This is a genomic window from Nonomuraea sp. JJY05 (genome assembly GCF_043496855.1).
Taxonomy (GTDB): domain Bacteria; phylum Actinomycetota; class Actinomycetes; order Streptosporangiales; family Streptosporangiaceae; genus Nonomuraea.
The window spans coordinates 38,157-54,078 of sequence record NZ_JBIEIS010000053.1 but is presented as its reverse complement, the minus strand read 5'-3'; the positions used below and the strand labels follow the sequence as shown (position 1 = coordinate 54,078).

Here is a 15,922-nt window from a genome sequence, read left to right as displayed (position 1 = left end):
ATGCTTCGGTTCGATGACAGGGTCGCGATCATCACGGGCGCCGGGCACGGTCTGGGCAGGTCGCACGCCCTCCTGCTGGCCGAGCGGGGCGCCAAGGTCGTCGTCAACGACCTCGGGGGCGCGCTCGACGGCACGGGCGCCTCCACGGGGCCCGCGGCCGACGTGGTCGAGCTCATCACGAAGAACGGTGGCCAGGCCGTCGCCAACGCCGACAACGTCGCCACGCCGGAAGGCGCCAGGGCCATCGTGCAGGCCGCCGTGGACGCGTTCGGCAAGGTGGACATCGTCGTCAACAACGCGGGCATCCTGCGCGACAAGTCGTTCGGGAAGATGACGGTCGAGGACTTCGACGGGGTGCTGGCCGTGCACGTACGCGGCTCGTACCTGGTCAGCCAGGCCGCGTACCCGCTGATGAAGGCGGCCGGCTACGGCCGCATCGTCAACACCTCCAGCCCGGCCGGCCTGTTCGGCAACTTCGGCCAGGCCAACTACTCCACGGCCAAGATGGGCCTGGTCGGGCTGACCAAGACGCTCGGCATCGAGGGGGCCCGCAACGGCATCAAGGCCAACGCCATCGCGCCCATCGCCTGGACCCGGATGACGGAGGCGCTGCTGCCGGCCGAGTTCGAGGCCAAGTTCACGCCGGAGCGGGTGAGCGCGCTGGTGGCGTACCTCGTGCACGAGACGTGCGAGGCGAGCGGCGAGGTGTTCAGCGTGGGCGGCGGCCGGGTGGCGCGGGTCTTCGTGGCCGAGGGGCCGGGCTGGAAGACCGACGACCTCACGCCGGAGGCCGTCGCCGACAACTGGGAGGCCGTCATGGCCGAGCAGCCCTACGTGCTCACGGCCGCCGACTCGATGAAGGCGATGCTCTGACGTTTGCGGATCCCCGCCGCCGCGCGCTCCACGCCGGCGGCGGGGATCGTCGTTCCAGAACGGTACTTCCGCCAGGGGCGCCGCTGCTCACCGAGGGGCCTCGGCCGAAGTACGAAGTCACGATAGGTGGCTAAAAAGCCGGGAAAACCGAGCTTTGTTCGATCTTCGGCGGAAGTCGCCGGAGTTTTGTCGATACTCACTCTTGATTTGCCGCATCGGTGATCTTATTGTCGCGGCATGACCCCCCAGCCGGGCTCTGCCGGAGATGTGCTGACGTTGATCAGCGCAGGCTCGGCCACGACCCGTTCTGATCTAGCGAGGCTCACCGGCCTGGCCAGGTCCACGATCTCCCAGCGCGTGGACGCGCTGATCGAGCGCGGGCTGGTCGAGGAGACCGAGAGCGGTGAGTCCACCGGTGGCCGGCCGCCGCGCCAGCTGCGTCTGCACACCGAGGACCACGCCTTCGCGGGGGTCGACCTGGGCGCCACCCATTGCCGGGTCGTGTTGATGGACATCTCGGGCAACCTGCTGGCCGAGTGCGAGGACTCGCTGCTGATCGGCGAGGGGCCGGAGAAAGTGCTCGCCCACGTGGACCAGCGCCTCGACCGGCTGCTCGGCGAGGCGGGGCGGCCGCGGTCGGCGCTGCGCGCCATCGGGATCGGGGTGCCGGGGCCGGTGGAGTTCGCCACGGGGCGGCCGAACAACCCGCCGATCATGCCGGGCTGGAACGACTACCCCATCCCCGAGTACTTCGAGGGCGTCTCGGTGCTGGTCGACAACGACGTCAACGTGATGGCGCTGGGCGAGCACCGTCACTCGTTCCCCGGCGCCGGCCACCTGCTGTTCGTCAAGGTCGGCACGGGCATCGGCTGCGGCATCATGGCCGAGGGCAAACTCCACAGGGGCGCCCAGGGCTCGGCCGGCGACATCGGGCACATCCGGGTCAGCGGCCACGAGGACGCGGGCTGCCGGTGCGGCAACAGCGCCTGCCTGGAGGCCGTGGCCGGCGGCGCCGCCATCGCGCGGCGGCTTTGCGAGCTGGGCCTGCCGGCCGAGTCGGGAGCCGACGTCGTGGCGCTCGTACAGGCCGGTAACACCCAGGCGCTGCGGCTGGTCAGGGAGGCCGGCCGGCTCGTCGGCGAGGTGCTGGCCGGCCTGGTCAACTTCTTCAACCCCGAGGTCATCGTCATCGGCGGCGCGCTGTCACGGGTGCACGAGCACCTGCTGGCCGGGATCAGGGAGACGGTCTACCGCAGGTCGCTCCCGCTGGCCACGCACCACCTGTCGATCACGCCGAGCCGTACGGGCATCAACGCGGCCGCGCTCGGGGCGGGGATCCTCGCCATCGAGCACTATCTGTCGCCGGACAACATCAACCGGATCGTCAACGCCTGAAAGGGACCTCCCGATGCTGGTCATGAAGGGCATCGTCAAGCAGTTCCCCGGGGTGCGCGCGCTGGACGGGGTCGACCTGGACGTACGGGCGGGCGAGGTGCACTGCCTGCTCGGCCAGAACGGCGCCGGCAAGTCCACACTGATCAAGGTCCTGGCCGGCGCGCACCAGCCGGACGAGGGCACGATCCTGTTCAACGACCAGGAAGTGCGCCCGAGCAGCCCCATCGACGCCATCAGGCTCGGTTTCGCCACGATCTACCAGGAACTCGACCTGGTGGACGGGCTCAGCGTGGCCGAGAACATCTTCCTCGGCCACGAGCACGCCCGCTTCGGCTTCGTCAACCGGGCGGCCGCCAGGCGCGCCGCCCGCGAGGTGCTCGAACGGCTCGGTCACGGGGAGATCCGCGTGTCGGCCGAAGTGGGGCGGCTGTCGCCGGCGGCCAAGCAGGTCGTGTCCATGGCCAGGGCGCTCTCCCACGACGCCCGCCTGATCATCATGGACGAGCCGTCGGCCGCCCTCGCCCACGACGAGGTCGCGAACCTCTTCCGCATCATCCGCGAGCTCACCGCCCAGGGCGTGGCCGTCGTCTACATCTCGCACCGCCTGGAGGAGATCCGCGAGATCGGCGACCGTGTCACCGTGCTGAAGGACGGCCGCACGGTCGCCGTCGGCCTGTCCGCGCGTGACACCCCGACCGGGGAGATCGTCTCGCTCATGACCGGCAGGAACGTCGAGTACGTCTTCCCGCCCCGGGCCGCCCGCGAGCCGGGCGAGGAGGTGCTCAAGGTCGAGAACCTGTCCTCGCCGGGCGTCTTCTCGGGCGTGTCGTTCTCCGTGCGGGCGGGCGAGATCGTCGGGCTGGCCGGGCTCGTCGGCTCGGGCCGCTCGGAGATCCTGGAGGCCGTGTACGGCGCCCGCCCCGCCTCCGGTCGCGTCCTGCTCGCCGGATCCCCCGTGCGCCGCAGCGTCGTCGGCACCGTCAGGCGCGGCATGGGCCTGGCCCCGGAGGAACGCAAGGCCCAGGCACTCCTCCTCGACCAGAGCGTCACCGCCAACATCACGCTGGGCAGCCTGCCGGGGTTCGCCAGGTTCGGCTGGATCGACCGCAAGCGGGAGCGGGCCGAGGCCAAGCGCCTGTCGGAAATGCTGGACATCAGGCCATCCGACCCCGAACGGCCGATCAGGACCCTGTCCGGCGGCAACCAGCAGAAGGCCGTGCTCGCCCGCTGGCTCCTCGGCGGCCGCAAGCTGCTCCTGCTCGACGAGCCGACCAGAGGTGTGGACGTGGGCGCCAGGGCGGAGCTGTACGCGGTGATCCGCAACCTGGCCGAGCAGGGGATCGGCGTGCTGCTGGTCTCCAGCGAGGTGCCCGAGGTGCTCGGCCTGGCCGACCGGGTGCTCGTGTTACGCGAGGGCACGGTCATCCACGAGGGCGACGCCGAGGGCCTGGACGAGCACCGCGTACTCGACATGATCATGAATGGGAGGGCGGCGTGATGAGCGAGCCCACAACGGACCGGCCGCCCGCGGGAGTGGGGGCGCCCCCGCCGCCGGGCGGCTTGCGCTCCAGTTTCGGAGAAATGCGACATCTCGGGCTGCTGGCGGCCCTGGCGCTGCTGATCGTCGTCGGCCTGGTCACCAGGCCCGAGAACTTCGCCACCACCTCCAACCTCGTCAGCATCCTCTCCCTGGCCGCCACGATCGGCGTGATCACGGTCGGGGCCACCTTCGTGATCATCGGCGGCGGCATCGACCTGTCGGTCGGCGCGGTCATGGCGCTGGCCTCGGTCTGGGCCACGACGCTGGCCACGCAGGCGTACGGGCCGGTGGTGATGGCGATCTGCGCCATCCTGGTCGGCACCGGGGCGGGGCTGGTCAACGGGTTACTCATCGCCTACGGGCGACTGGTGCCGTTCATCGCGACGCTGGCCATGCTCGTCGCCGCCCGAGGGCTGGCGCAGCGCATGTCCGACCGCAAGACGCAGCTCATCCAGTCCGACAACTCCGCCCTCGTGGACCTGTCGACCACGCGGCTGCTCGGCATCCCGCTGCTGGTCTACGTCTTCGCGCTGGTCGTGGTGCTCGGGTGGATCGTGCTCAACCGCACGACGTTCGGGCGGCGGACGTACGCGGTCGGGGGCAACCCCGAGGCGGCCAGGCTCGCCGGGATCGACGTGCGCCGGCACACGATGCTGCTCTACGCCCTGTCGGGGCTCTGCTGCGGCATCGCCGCGATCCTCATCATGGCGCGTACGACGACGGGCTCGTCCACCCACGGCGACCTGTACGAGCTCGACGCCATCGCTGCCGTGATCATCGGTGGCACGCTGCTCACCGGGGGCCGGGGCACGATCGTGGGCTCGATCCTGGGCCTGCTGATCTTCACCCTCATCACCAACCTTTTCATTCTCAACGGGCTCAACACCAGCGACCAGCTGATCGCCAAGGGCCTGATCATCGTCGTCGCCGTCCTTCTCCAGCGGCGGAACTTGAAGGAGAGAGCACCATGAGTGAGAACGTCGCCCGCAGGGGATTCCTCGTCGGCGGAGCCGTACTCTTAGCGTCGGGCTGCACCAGCAACGAGCCCGCGGCCGCGCCCAGCAGCGCGGCCCCCGCGCCCGCCCCGGCGGCCAGCGGCAACGACCAGCCGGGTGACAAGGTCACGATCGGGTTCTCGGCGCCGGCCGCCGACCACGGCTGGATCGCGGCCATCGCCAAGAACGCCGAGAGCGCCGCGAAGCAGTACTCCGACGTCGACTTCAAGCCCGTCGAGCCGACGAACGACATCAACCAGCAGATCTCCGCGGTCGAGTCGCTCATCGCGGCCAAGGTGAGCGCGCTGGTCATCCTGCCCAACGACGGCCAGCAGCTGAACCAGGTCGCGCTGCAGGCGACCCAGGCGGGGATCCCGGTCGTCAACCTCGACCGCGTCTTCCCCGACAAGCTGGCCTACCGCACGTGGATCGGCGGCGACAACTACGGCATGGGCGTCGCGGCCGGGCACTACATCGGCAAGCAGCTCAAGGACAAGGGCGTCGCCAACCCCGTCATCGTCGAGATCCAGGGCATCGCCACGCTGCCGCTGACGCAGGACCGCAGCAAGGGCTTCGCCGACGCGCTGAAGACGTACGGGTTCAGCGTCACGGCCAAGCAGGACGCCAAGTTCACGGTCGAGACCGGCAACCAGGTGGCCACGTCGCTGCTCCAAGCGCACAAGAAGATCGACGGGCTCTGGAACCACGACGACGACCAGGGCATCGGCGTGCTGGCCGCGATCAAGGAGGCCAACCGGAACGAGTTCATCATGGTCGGCGGCGCCGGGTCGCTGAACGCGATGAAGGAGATCCAGTCGGGTACGTCGGTACTGAAGGCCACCGTCACCTACAGCCCGACGATGGCCTCCTCGGCGATCAAACTCGCACGTCTGATCGCGCAGGGGAAGGGCATGACTGACCTGGTGGAGAACCAGGTTCCACAGTCAATCACGCTCGCATCCGAGACCATTACCAAGGACAACGTCGAGAAGTACCTGGCGCTCGGCTTCGAATCCTGATCGGGGGTTGCATGTCAGACAAGACCACCATCGGCGTGGGCATGATCGGCTACGCCTTTATGGGGCGCGTCCACTCCCAGGCCTGGCGCAGCGTCTCGGCCTTCTTCGACCTGCCCTTGGTGCCCCGCATGGCGGTGCTCGGCGGCAGGTCGAAGGAGAGCACCGAGGCGGCCGCCGCACAGCTCGGCTGGGCCGACGTCGAGACGGACTGGAGAGAGCTGATCCAGCGCGACGACGTGCAGATCGTCGACATCTGCACGCCCGGCGACTCGCACGCCGAGATCGCCATCGCCGCGCTGCAGGCGGGCAAGCACGTGATCTGCGAGAAACCGCTGGCCAACACCGTCGAAGAGGCCGAGGCCATGGTCCGGGCCGCGCAGGCGGCGCCGTCCTCGGTCAAGAGCATGGTGGCCTTCAACTACCGGCGGGTGCCCGCGATCGCGCTGGCCCGCCGGTACGTCGAGGAGGGCCGGATCGGCGAGGTCAGGCACGTACGGGCCGCGTACCTGCAGGACTGGATCGTCGATCCGGAGTTCCCGCTGGTCTGGCGGCTGCAGAAGGACAAGGCGGGCGCGGGCGCGCTGGGCGACATCGGCTCGCACATCGTGGACGCGGCCCAGTTCATCACCGGGCAGCAGTTGGTGGGCGTCTCCGCGCTGACGGAGACGTTCATCAAGGAACGCCCCGTCGCCGCGGCGTCCGCGGGCCTGGCGGCCACCGGCACCGGCGCCATGGGTGAGGTGACCGTGGACGACGCCGCCCTGTTCATCGGCCGGCTCTCGGGCGGCGGGCTGGCCTCCTTCGAGGCCACCCGCTTCGCCTTCGGCCGCAAGAACGCGATGCGCATCGAGATCAACGGCTCGCTCGGCAGCCTGGCGTTCGACTTCGAGGCCATGAACGAGCTGTGGTTCAGCTCCGGAGGGGGCGGCTTCGAGCGGATCCTGGTCACCGAACCCGACCACCCCTACGTGGGTGCCTGGTGGCCGCCCGGGCACGGGCTCGGCTACGAGCACACCTTCACCCACGAGATCAACGACTTCCTTGAGGCGATCGCCGCCGGAGCCGACCCCTCGCCGTCGTTCGCCGACGGGCTGCGGGTGCAGCGGGTGCTGGAGGCGGTCGAGCGCAGCGCGGCTGAGGGCAGCCGCTACATGAACGTGGAGGACTGACACATGCGACCTGTCACCCTGTTCACGGGGCAGTGGGCCGACCTGCCGTTCGAGGAGGTGTGCAGGCTGGCGGCCGAATGGGGCTACGACGGCCTGGAGATCGCCTGCTCGGGCGACCACTTCGACGTGGCCCAGGCCGTGGCGGACCCGTCGTACGTGGAGCAGAAGCACGCCCAGCTCGACAAGCACGGCCTCAAGGTCTGGACCATCTCCAACCACCTCGTCGGCCAGGCGGTGTGCGACCTCATCGACGAGCGCCACAAGTCCATCCTCCCCGCCCGCATCTGGGGCTCCGGCGACCCCGAGTCGGTACGCCAGGCGGCGGCGGAGGACATGAAGAACACGGCCCGCGCGGCCGCCCTGCTGGGCGTGAACACGGTGGTCGGCTTCACCGGGTCGTCGATCTGGCACACGGTCGCCATGTTCCCGCCGGTGCCGGCGTCGATGGTGGAGGCCGGATACCAGGACTTCGCCGACCGCTGGAACCCGATCCTCGACGTCTTTGACGAGGTCGGGGTGCGCTTCGCGCACGAGGTTCACCCGAGTGAGATCGCGTACGACTACTACACCACCGTGCGCACCCTGGAGGCGATCGGCCACCGCCCCGCCTTCGGCCTGAACTGGGACCCGTCCCACATGGTCTGGCAGGATCTGGACCCCGTCGGGTTCATCCTGGACTTCAAGGACCGCATCTACCACGTCGACTGCAAGGACACGCGCATGCGCGTGGGCGACGGCCGCAAGGGCCGCCTGTCCTCGCACCTGCCGTGGGCGGACATGCGCCGCGGCTGGGACTTCGTCTCGACGGGGCGCGGCGACGTGCCCTGGGAGGACTGCTTCCGGGCGCTGAACTCGATCGGGTACGACGGGCCCATTTCGATCGAGTGGGAGGACGCGGGGATGGACCGGCTGGATGGGGCCAGGGAGGCGCTCGCCTACATCCGCAGGCTCAACTCCATCACGCCCCCGACGACCGCCTTCGACGCCGCCTTCTCCACGACGTAAGGCCTTTCACGAGGGGGGCGCTGCGCGCCTCGGGAGTTGCGGCCAGCGCCTCCCAAGGAGAGCTCCGCCCCCCTTTCGAACCCCCGCTCGCCGGTGTCCACCCGTTTGCCCGGTCGCCGGCCACCACGACCGCCGGGCGTGGGTCGCGTGAGCCCACCGTCGTCCTGAGGGCGGTCAGCGCAGCGCCGGTTCGGCCGCGCGCACCGTGGACATGACGCGCTGGGCGACCTCCTGCTTCTCGCCCACGGGCGCCGCATACTCGATCACGTCCCAGGCCGTGGCCTCGCCGGCCGTGTGGAGCAGTGTCCATGCCGCCAGGTAGACGGATGCCAGGCAGCCGCCCGCGGTCGCGATCGAGCCCTCCGCGTGGAACGGCGCGTCCGGCACCGTGATTCCGCGCTCCTCGACCCAGGGCCGCGTGACGGTGATGAAGTCCAGCGGCCGCTGACCGGTGACGACCGCGACCTGCAAGACCACTCCCTACGTAGCTCCGCATCGGCATCTCGCATGGTAGAAGTCGCACCTTTTCGAGCCCAGGCTGCCGACCGCCCCCGGTCTCGTCGTTGACATATTGACCTCGGGTCATTATTAATGACCTAAGGTCAATAAAAGGAGCGCAGATGCGCAACGCAACGGACAGCGCGACGTCCGGTCTCCACCTGGTCAGCAGGCTGCTCGACCCCGCGTCGAGGCCAGACCCGTACCCGATCTACGCCGACTTCCGCGCCCGCGGCCCGTTATGGATCGAGGAGATGTCCTCGCTGGTGGTGACGGGCTACGGCGACTGCGAGACGCTGCTGCGCGACCCGCGGCTCAGCGCCGAGCGGTGGCGGTTCTTCCAGCCCGACGGGGCAGCAGACCCGTACCCTCCGGACGCTCCTTCCTCGGTCCGGCGGCCATGGTTCCTCTCTCTGGATCCTCCGGACCACACCCGGCTGCGGCGCCTGGTCAGCAGCGCGTTCACCGCCCGTACCGTGGCCCGGATGGAGGACTCCGTCACCCGGCTGGTCGACGAGTTCCTCGACCGCGCGGCCGAGCGGGAGACGTTCGACGTGGTGTCCGGCCTCGCCTACTCGCTGCCGGTGACGGTCATCTGCCGGATGCTCGGCGTCCCGCAGGCCGACGAGCGGCTGTTCCACGGGTGGTCCGCCCGGCTCACCCGGCTGCTCGACGGGTTCTCCAATCCCGACGACGGGAACGAGGAGAACCCGGAGTGGGTGCGTGGCATGGTCGACCTGCACCGGTACGTCAACGAGCTCGTCGCCGAACGGCGCCGGAGCCCGCGCCGGGACGACCTGATCTCCGAGCTGATCGCCGCGGAGGACGGCGGCGACGCCCTCAGCCATGACGAGCTGGTCTCCACGATCGTGCTGCTGCTGGTGGCGGGGCACGAGACGACGGTCAACCTGATCGCCAACGGCGTGCTCGCCCTGCTGCGGCACCCCGCCCACCTCGCCGCCCTGCGTGAGGATCCCGGCACGGCGTCCGCGGTCGTCGAGGAGATCCTGCGCTACGACTCGCCCGTCCAGCTCACCGCCCGGGTCGCCCGCGAGGACCTGCTCGTCGGGACGGCGAAGGCGCCCGCGGGCAGCCTGGTCATCCTGCTGCTGGCCGCGGCTCACCGGGACCCGGAGGCGAACCCGGACCCGGACCGGTTCGACCCGGCCCGCGAGCAGGTGCGGCATCTGGGGTTCGGCTTCGGCCCGCACTTCTGCCTCGGCGCGCCGCTGGCCAGGCTCGAAGGCCGGGTGGCGCTGGCCGCGTTCGCCCGGCGCGTCCGGGAGCCGGAGCTGGTCGCGGACCCGCCGCCGTACCGGGAGCACGTCAATCTCCGTGGCGTCAGCGAGCTCCTCATCTCCCATGCGGGGGTGCGGAGGTGACGGGCTCGTACGACCTCTGACGCCACCCCGCAGTCGGCTAACCTGATGCGATGGTGACCTCCAGGAGCCGGCGCCGCCTTTCCCCCGAGGCCAGGCGCAGCGAACTCATCGACGCCGCCATCCGGCTCCTGGATTCCGGGCACGACGTGACCAACTGGGTTCAAGCCGTCACCGCCGAAGCCGACGCCGCCAAGGGCACCTTCTACGTCTACTTCTCCTCCTGGGAGGAGATGATCGCCGCGGTCCGGGACCGCGTGCTCCAGGGCTACGTGGACCGGTTCAACCGGCTCGCCGAATCCACCGAGCCGATCGACTGGTGGGCCACCCTCGACGCCGAATGCGCGGCGGCCGTCGACGTCATCGCCCGGCCCGGCGGGCTCCACACCGCCGTCTTCCACTCCCACCCCGCGCCCGCGTCCGCGAACGAAGGGCGGCGGGACACCATCGTCGCCATCGCCAGGGCGCTGCAGCGGGGCATGGACGACGGCGCGTTCCGCCAGGTGGACCCGCACATGGCGGCCACGCTGCTGTTCACCGTCCTGCACGGCGCCGCGGACGCGATCGCCGCCGGGGAGCCGCTGCAGCCCTGGCTGGCGGCCGTGCGGGACCTCACCCGCCACTGGCTCGCACCACCGCCGAAGGAGTGAGGGGCCGACGCGGCGGCCCTCACTCTCGCAACGGGGTCAGTCCATGACGACGATCTGGCGGAGGACCTCGCCGCCCCGCAACGCCGCCACCGCGTCATTCAGGTCCGACAGGCGGATGCGGGCGCTGATCATCGACTCCAGGTCCAGCTTGCCGGCCTTGTGGAGCTTGGCGAAGTAGGGGAAGGCGTGGCGCACGTCGGCCTCCCCGTACAGGCTGGAGAGCAGGTTCTTGCCCTCGAACAGCAGGCTGAACGCCGAGATCGACACCATGTCGTCCACCGCGCCCGCCCCGACCACGATGACGTCGCCGCCCTGCCGGGTGACCTGCCAGGCGCTCTGGATGGTGGCCGCCTTGCCGACCACCTCGAAGCCGTAGTCGAAGCCGGCGCCGGCGGTGAGCTCGTTCAGGGCGTCGGGGACCTGCTCCGGGGTGACGGCGTGCGTGGCGCCGACCTTCTTGGCCAGCTCGTGCTTGGACTCCAGCGGGTCGATCGCGAGGATCGTGCGGGCGCCGGAGAGGCGGGCGCCCTGGATGACCGACAGGCCGACGCCGCCGCAGCCGATCACCGCGACCGTGGAGCCGGGACGGACCTTCGCGGTGTTGATCGCGGCGCCCACGCCGGTCGTGATGCCGCAGCCGATCAGGGCCGCCGCCTCCCACGACACGTCCTCGTCGATCTTGATCGCGCCCTGCCACGGCACGACGATCTCCTCGGCCCAGGTGCCGCACCCGGCCATCCCGTACGCCGTGGCCCCGTCGCCGCCGAACCGGAAGTTGCCCTTGCTGAACGCCTCGACCACGTACTTGATGCACAGGTACGGCTGGCCGCCCAGGCACAGGTCGCACTCCTGGCAACCGGGACGCCAGTTGATGACCACGTGGTCGCCCGGCTTGAGCGAGGTGACATGCTCGCCCACCTCGACCACCTCGCCCGCGCCCTCGTGCCCGAGCACCAGCGGCACGGGCTGCGGCAGTACGCCGGTCATGGCCGACAGGTCCGAGTGGCAGACGCCCGTCGCCTTGATCCGTACGCGTACGTCCGCCGGCCCGACGGGGGCCAGAGTGACGTCGTCGCGGATGTCCAGCTTGTCGTTGCCTACGGCGTGCAGGATCGCGGCGCGCATGGGGTTCCTCCTCCGGCTGGTGCCTAGCGGGGCTATTCCTCTAGGGAAAGGGCGGCTTTGGGGCAGGACCTGACGGCGTGGCGGACGCGGTCCCGCATCTCGGGCGGTGGTTCTGGCAGCAGGACGTGGAGCTGGTCGTCGTCGTCCACCTCGAACACCTCCGGCGCGAGCCCCATGCACACGGCGTTGGCCTCGCAGACCAGCTCGTCCACCTTGACTCTCATGCGAGCCTCCTGTGATCCCATGAGACCACTTTGGTGTACTCCACGATGTACGCAACTCGCTTGCGCCCGGTCTGCTCCACGTACGGGCGCAGTAGTTCGTCCGGTACGCCCGGAGTCATCCGCCGGGCGACCATCATCCCGATGTCCAGGACGCGGTCGCGGTCGTCCACCCGTTCGGCGTTCCCGTACACCAGGACGCCCTGGAGCTCGGCGTAGTCGTCGCCCGTCTCGATCAGGCAGCTCACCCTGGAGTCGCGGGCAAGATTGTGGGCTTTCTGGGCTTTGGCGTAGGTCCAGAAGGTGATGCGACCCTTGTCGAGCCCATAGAACATCGTCACCAGATGGGGTGTGCCGTCCGCGTTGATGGTGGCCAGCTGCAGCTTGCGTGAGCTCTCCAGGAAGGCGGTGACGTCCTCGTCCGACATGGCGATGCGAGCGCGCTGATTCACGTTGTAAGTAGAACAGGTTTCAGAACGGGCCTGCAAGGGTCCCCTGGAATGTTATTCGGTTCGGCTAGGCTGCATCCCCATGACGATGCCGTCAGAGCTGCTCTACGCAGCTAAGCACGCCAAGGGATTCATGCCGCACAACGAGGGCCTGGCCCTGTACGAGGCCGCCTGCCGGTACGGGAAGCTGGGCCCCGTCTGCGAGATCGGCACGTACTGCGGGAAGTCGGCCGTCTATCTCGGCGCGGCGGCCAGGCAGGCCGGGTCTGTGGTCGTCACCGTGGACCACCACCGGGGCTCCGAGGAGATCCAGCCGGGGTGGGCCCATCACGACCCGACGCTGGTGGACCCCCGGTTCGGGAAGATGGACTCGCTGCCGACGTTCAGGGCCACGATCGCGGCCGCGGGGCTCGAGGACGAGGTGATCGCGATCGTCGGCCGGTCGGAGCAGGTCGCCGCGCTCTGGAGGACGCCTCTGGGGATGCTGTTCATCGACGGCGGGCACTCCGAGGAGCCGGTGACCCGCGACTACGAGGGCTGGGCGCCGCACGTCATGGAGGGCGGGGCGCTGGTCTTCCACGACATCTACCCCGATCCGGCCGAGGGCGGGCAGGCGCCGTACCGGACCTACCAGCGGGCGGTGCGGTCGGGCGCCTTCACCGAGGTGTCGGTGGAGGGCTCGCTCCGCGTGCTGGAGCGCGTCGGCCCAGGAATCTAGTCAGCCGCGGTGGCGCTGGCTCCAGGACCGGCGGGTCTGGGACTGCCAGCGCCGGAAGTCCTCGTGCGTGTGCGCCTCGTGCCCGAGCGCGAGGAGCGCCTGATCCGTCCACGAGGCCGCCTCCTCGGGCTCGGCCCCGGACAGGACCGGCACGGCCTGCGCCGTGTGGTCCGGCAGCGTACCCGACCGCAGCCGGGCGGCGACGGCGAACGCGCACCCCTGGGCCAGCTGGGCGCGGAACCCGTCGGCCCCGGCGTGCTCGGCCAGCCACCACAGCTCGTCGGCCTCGGCCCCGCCCGTGTACGTCGCCGCGAACCCGATCCCGCTCCACAGGTCGCCCCGCCGCCCCGCCGGATATCCACCGATCCTGGAGGCGACGTCGTCGGGTGAGGCGCTGTCGTGGTACCAGAGCAGCCGCCCCAGCCCCTGGTCGAACACCGCGCAGTGCGCCCTGGTCAGCAGGTCGGGCATCGTGCGCTCGCCCACCATGCGGTCGGCCCTGTCCAGGCTCCACTGGAACCCGAACCCGTCCACGGCCAGCCAGCGCAGCAGCGGATGGGCGCGCCGCGCCCCCCACAGAGGCCGCAGCCGCAGCAGGGCATAGCCGCGACCGGCGCCGACGTAGGCGGCGTGGCGATGATGCTGGGCGGGGCCGGTGAGTAGCTCGTGAAGGCGCCGGCCCCGCGTCAGCGTGAGTAGGTCGAGCACGGTGCAGGCGGCGGCCGCCCCTTCGTAGCCGAAGGGCCGCTGCTCCGCCGATATTTCCTCGACCTTCTCGATCTCCCGGGCCATCACCGCGTTGAAGCCGAAAACGTATGAACTTTCGGCATCGGTGAAGACCGCTCGGGAAGCTCCTCGTCTGAGCCGGAATCGTCGCCGGCCCAGATCGGACTCCAGAGGATCCTTGACCAGGAACCTCCGCAGCCCCCTCGCCCGGGACAGTGTCGGCTCGGTCCTGACCTGATCCAAGAACGAAGTTGTGCCCGTGTCGCCCACGCTTCCCCCGAAGACGCCTCGTACGAGTCACTCAGAAGCTAGTAAGCCCATTGCGCCGATCATCGGCGGCGCACCGGATTTCGGGGGCAAAGAACCCGCAAAAGCGCTTGTGCGGGGGACCGGGTCAGAGATCGTCGCGGCGTACCAGGCCCGTGCCGGCGGCGCAGCCGCAGGTCTCCGGGTCGGACACCGACGTCCCCACGATGTCCCGGAACAGCCCGGACCCCGGCGTCAGCTCCAGCAGCGCGTCGGCGGCGAGCACGACGGCGGCGGCCGTGTACCCGGATCGTTCGTGGGGGAAGTGCTTGCGGTTCGCGAACTGCCAGCCCGTCCAGTACGAGCCGTCCTCGTGCCGCAGATGCTGCACGTCCGTGAACAGCGTGACCGCCCGCCCCCGATCTCCCAGCGCGTCGAGCGCCAGCACCAGCTCGCACGTCTCCGCCCCCGTCACCCACGGCTGGTCGGACACGCACCTGATCCCGAGTTCCGGCACCACGAACGTGGCCCACTCGCGCTCCAGCAGCTCGAACGCCTGCCGGCCGCGTACCGCGCCGCCGAGCACCGGGTAGTACCAGTCCATGGAGAAGCGGCTCTTGTCCGCGAACGCCTCGGGATGCGCCGCCAGCACGTGCGCCAGCCGGTCGGCGGCCAGCTCCCAGTGCGGCTGCGGGTCGCCCAGGTGGTCCGCGAGCAGCACGCCGCAGCGCAGCCCCTGGTGGATGGAGGAGCACCCGGTGAGCAGCGCGAGCGTCGAGGCGACGCCGTGCGCGTCGCGCTCCCAGACGATCTCGCCCCGCTCGGTCTGCAGCCCCGCCACGTAGTCGAGCGCGGTCTTGACCATGGGCCAGTGTTCCTCGGTGAACGCCTGGTCGCCGGTCACGAGGTGGTGGTGCCAGAGCCCGGCGGCGACGTAGGCGGCGTGGTTGCTCTCGCCGCCCTGCTCCGTCGGCACGCCGTCGACCAGCTTCATCGGCCAGGAGCCGTCGGGGCGCTGGTGGCGGGCCAGCCACGCGTAGCCGTGCCGTACCGGCTCGCCGAGCCCGGCGACGGACATGGCCATCAGGCACTCGACGTGGTTCCACGCGTCGACGTGGCCTTCCGGCCACGGCACGCCGCCGTCGTCCTGCTGGATCGCCGCGATGCTCTCGGCCGTTCGCACGACCTCCGCGTGGGAGATCATGGCTTCCTGACGTAGAGGACCACGCTCTTGCCGATGATCGGGTTGAGCACCGCTTCGGCGATCCTGGTGGCGGCCGGGCGCTTCATGATGTCCCAGACCAGCAGCTCGTGGTACGCCTTGGCGAGCGGGTGGTCGTCGTTGCCGACCCCGACGGCGCACTTGATCCACCAGTACGGCGCGTGCAGGCCGTGGGCGTGGTGGTGGGGGCCGATCTCGAACCCGATGGACTTCAGCTTGGCCGACAGCTCAGCCAACGTATAAATCCGAACATGTCCGCCGGGGGCCGTGTGGTAGGCCTCGTCCAGCGCCCAGCAGATCCGCTCGGGCAGGAAGCTCGGCACGGTCACGGCCGCCGTGCCGCCCGGCTTGAGCACGCGGAAGAGCTCGCGCATGGCCGCCATGTCGTCCGGGATGTGCTCCAGCACCTCGGCCGCGATGACCCGGTCGAAGCTGCCGTCCTCGAACGGCATGTCCAGCGCCGTACCCTGGACGATCTGCCCGCTCGCCCCCGGCGGCACCTCGCCCGCCTTGTCCATCGCCGCGAACATGGCCGCCACGCCGTCCAGCTCCGCCTGGTCCATGTCGAACGCGATCACGTCCGCCCCCCGGCGCAGCGCCTCGAAGGCGTGCCTGCCGCCGCCGCAGCCCAGGTCGAGCAGGCGCACGCCGGGGCCGACGGGAAGCCGGGCGAAGTCGACGGTCAGCACTGG

17 protein-coding genes are annotated in these 15,922 nt (G+C 70.2%); 10 read left to right on the top strand and 7 right to left on the bottom strand.

The window, feature by feature from the left end; translation table 11 throughout:
• The 7 genes from ACFKCF_RS51735 to ACFKCF_RS51705 all read left to right on the top strand — a co-directional run bounded on the left by ACFKCF_RS51735 (window position 1) and on the right by ACFKCF_RS51705 (window position 7,996).
• The gene (locus ACFKCF_RS51735) at window positions 1–873 is read left to right on the top strand and encodes an SDR family oxidoreductase (RefSeq protein WP_394503498.1); all 873 of its coding nucleotides are present in this window, start codon (window positions 1–3) and stop codon (window positions 871–873) included.
• A gap of 237 nt (window positions 874–1,110) precedes the next feature.
• A complete protein-coding gene (locus ACFKCF_RS51730) occupies window positions 1,111–2,268 on the top strand; it encodes an ROK family transcriptional regulator (protein WP_394503496.1) in 1,158 nt (385 codons plus the stop codon).
• Between the two features lie 13 nt (window positions 2,269–2,281).
• The gene (locus ACFKCF_RS51725; RefSeq protein WP_394503494.1) at window positions 2,282–3,766 is read left to right on the top strand and encodes a sugar ABC transporter ATP-binding protein; all 1,485 of its coding nucleotides are present in this window, start codon (window positions 2,282–2,284) and stop codon (window positions 3,764–3,766) included.
• 83 nt (window positions 3,767–3,849) lie between these two features.
• Entirely contained in the window at window positions 3,850–4,779 is a 930-nt protein-coding gene (locus ACFKCF_RS51720; protein ID WP_394503492.1) for an ABC transporter permease, read from the top strand.
• On the top strand, window positions 4,776–5,822 hold the full coding sequence (locus ACFKCF_RS51715) for an ABC transporter substrate-binding protein (protein WP_394503490.1): 1,047 nt from the start codon (window positions 4,776–4,778) through the stop codon (window positions 5,820–5,822). Before ACFKCF_RS51720 ends, ACFKCF_RS51715 begins: the two co-directional genes overlap by 4 nt.
• Window positions 5,823–5,833: 11 nt before the next feature.
• Entirely contained in the window at window positions 5,834–6,991 is a 1,158-nt protein-coding gene (locus ACFKCF_RS51710) for a Gfo/Idh/MocA family protein (protein WP_394503488.1), read from the top strand.
• Between the two features lie 3 nt (window positions 6,992–6,994).
• On the top strand, window positions 6,995–7,996 hold the full coding sequence (locus tag ACFKCF_RS51705) for a sugar phosphate isomerase/epimerase family protein (protein ID WP_394503486.1): 1,002 nt from the start codon (window positions 6,995–6,997) through the stop codon (window positions 7,994–7,996).
• Window positions 7,997–8,170: 174 nt separating this feature from the next.
• Here the strand turns inward: ACFKCF_RS51705 and ACFKCF_RS51700 are convergent, their stop codons facing one another.
• On the bottom strand, window positions 8,171–8,467 hold the full coding sequence (locus ACFKCF_RS51700; protein WP_394503484.1) for a hypothetical protein: 297 nt from the start codon (window positions 8,465–8,467) through the stop codon (window positions 8,171–8,173).
• Window positions 8,468–8,616: 149 nt separating this feature from the next.
• Here ACFKCF_RS51700 and ACFKCF_RS51695 point away from each other — a divergent pair, with 149 nt between their 5' ends.
• On the top strand, window positions 8,617–9,876 hold the full coding sequence (locus ACFKCF_RS51695; protein ID WP_394503482.1) for a cytochrome P450: 1,260 nt from the start codon (window positions 8,617–8,619) through the stop codon (window positions 9,874–9,876).
• Window positions 9,877–9,926: 50 nt separating this feature from the next.
• Window positions 9,927–10,523, top strand: a complete 597-nt coding sequence (locus ACFKCF_RS51690; RefSeq protein ID WP_394503481.1) for a TetR/AcrR family transcriptional regulator — start codon at window positions 9,927–9,929, stop codon at window positions 10,521–10,523.
• Between the two features lie 36 nt (window positions 10,524–10,559).
• On the opposite strand, the gene ACFKCF_RS51685 is transcribed toward ACFKCF_RS51690, so the two are convergent.
• From ACFKCF_RS51685 to ACFKCF_RS51675, 3 genes are read right to left on the bottom strand one after another with little or no spacing between them, the layout of a single operon-like run.
• Window positions 10,560–11,648, bottom strand: a complete 1,089-nt coding sequence (locus tag ACFKCF_RS51685; protein WP_394503479.1) for a Zn-dependent alcohol dehydrogenase — start codon at window positions 11,646–11,648, stop codon at window positions 10,560–10,562.
• Window positions 11,649–11,680: 32 nt separating this feature from the next.
• Entirely contained in the window at window positions 11,681–11,872 is a 192-nt protein-coding gene (locus tag ACFKCF_RS51680) for a ferredoxin (protein ID WP_394503477.1), read from the bottom strand.
• Window positions 11,869–12,321: a pyridoxamine 5'-phosphate oxidase family protein gene (locus ACFKCF_RS51675; protein ID WP_394503475.1), complete on the bottom strand. Its 453-nt coding sequence runs from the start codon at window positions 12,319–12,321 to the stop codon at window positions 11,869–11,871. Before ACFKCF_RS51675 ends, ACFKCF_RS51680 begins: the two co-directional genes overlap by 4 nt.
• A gap of 85 nt (window positions 12,322–12,406) precedes the next feature.
• On the opposite strand from ACFKCF_RS51675, the gene ACFKCF_RS51670 reads away from it, so the two are divergent.
• Window positions 12,407–13,036 (top strand): class I SAM-dependent methyltransferase, encoded by a 630-nt coding sequence (locus ACFKCF_RS51670; protein ID WP_394503544.1) that lies wholly within the window; start codon window positions 12,407–12,409, stop codon window positions 13,034–13,036.
• On the opposite strand, the gene ACFKCF_RS51665 is transcribed toward ACFKCF_RS51670, so the two are convergent.
• The 3 genes from ACFKCF_RS51665 to ACFKCF_RS51655 all read right to left on the bottom strand — a co-directional run bounded on the left by ACFKCF_RS51665 (window position 13,037) and on the right by ACFKCF_RS51655 (window position 15,919).
• Window positions 13,037–14,032 carry a DUF1702 family protein gene (locus ACFKCF_RS51665; protein WP_394503474.1) on the bottom strand — a complete coding sequence of 332 codons (996 nt, stop codon included), beginning with the start codon at window positions 14,030–14,032 and terminating at the stop codon, window positions 13,037–13,039.
• A gap of 124 nt (window positions 14,033–14,156) precedes the next feature.
• A complete protein-coding gene (locus ACFKCF_RS51660) occupies window positions 14,157–15,212 on the bottom strand; it encodes a prenyltransferase (protein WP_394503472.1) in 1,056 nt (351 codons plus the stop codon).
• Entirely contained in the window at window positions 15,209–15,919 is a 711-nt protein-coding gene (locus tag ACFKCF_RS51655) for a methyltransferase domain-containing protein (RefSeq protein WP_350729374.1), read from the bottom strand. The genes ACFKCF_RS51660 and ACFKCF_RS51655 overlap by 4 nt, the downstream gene beginning before the upstream one ends.
• Window positions 15,920–15,922 lie beyond the last annotated feature (3 nt).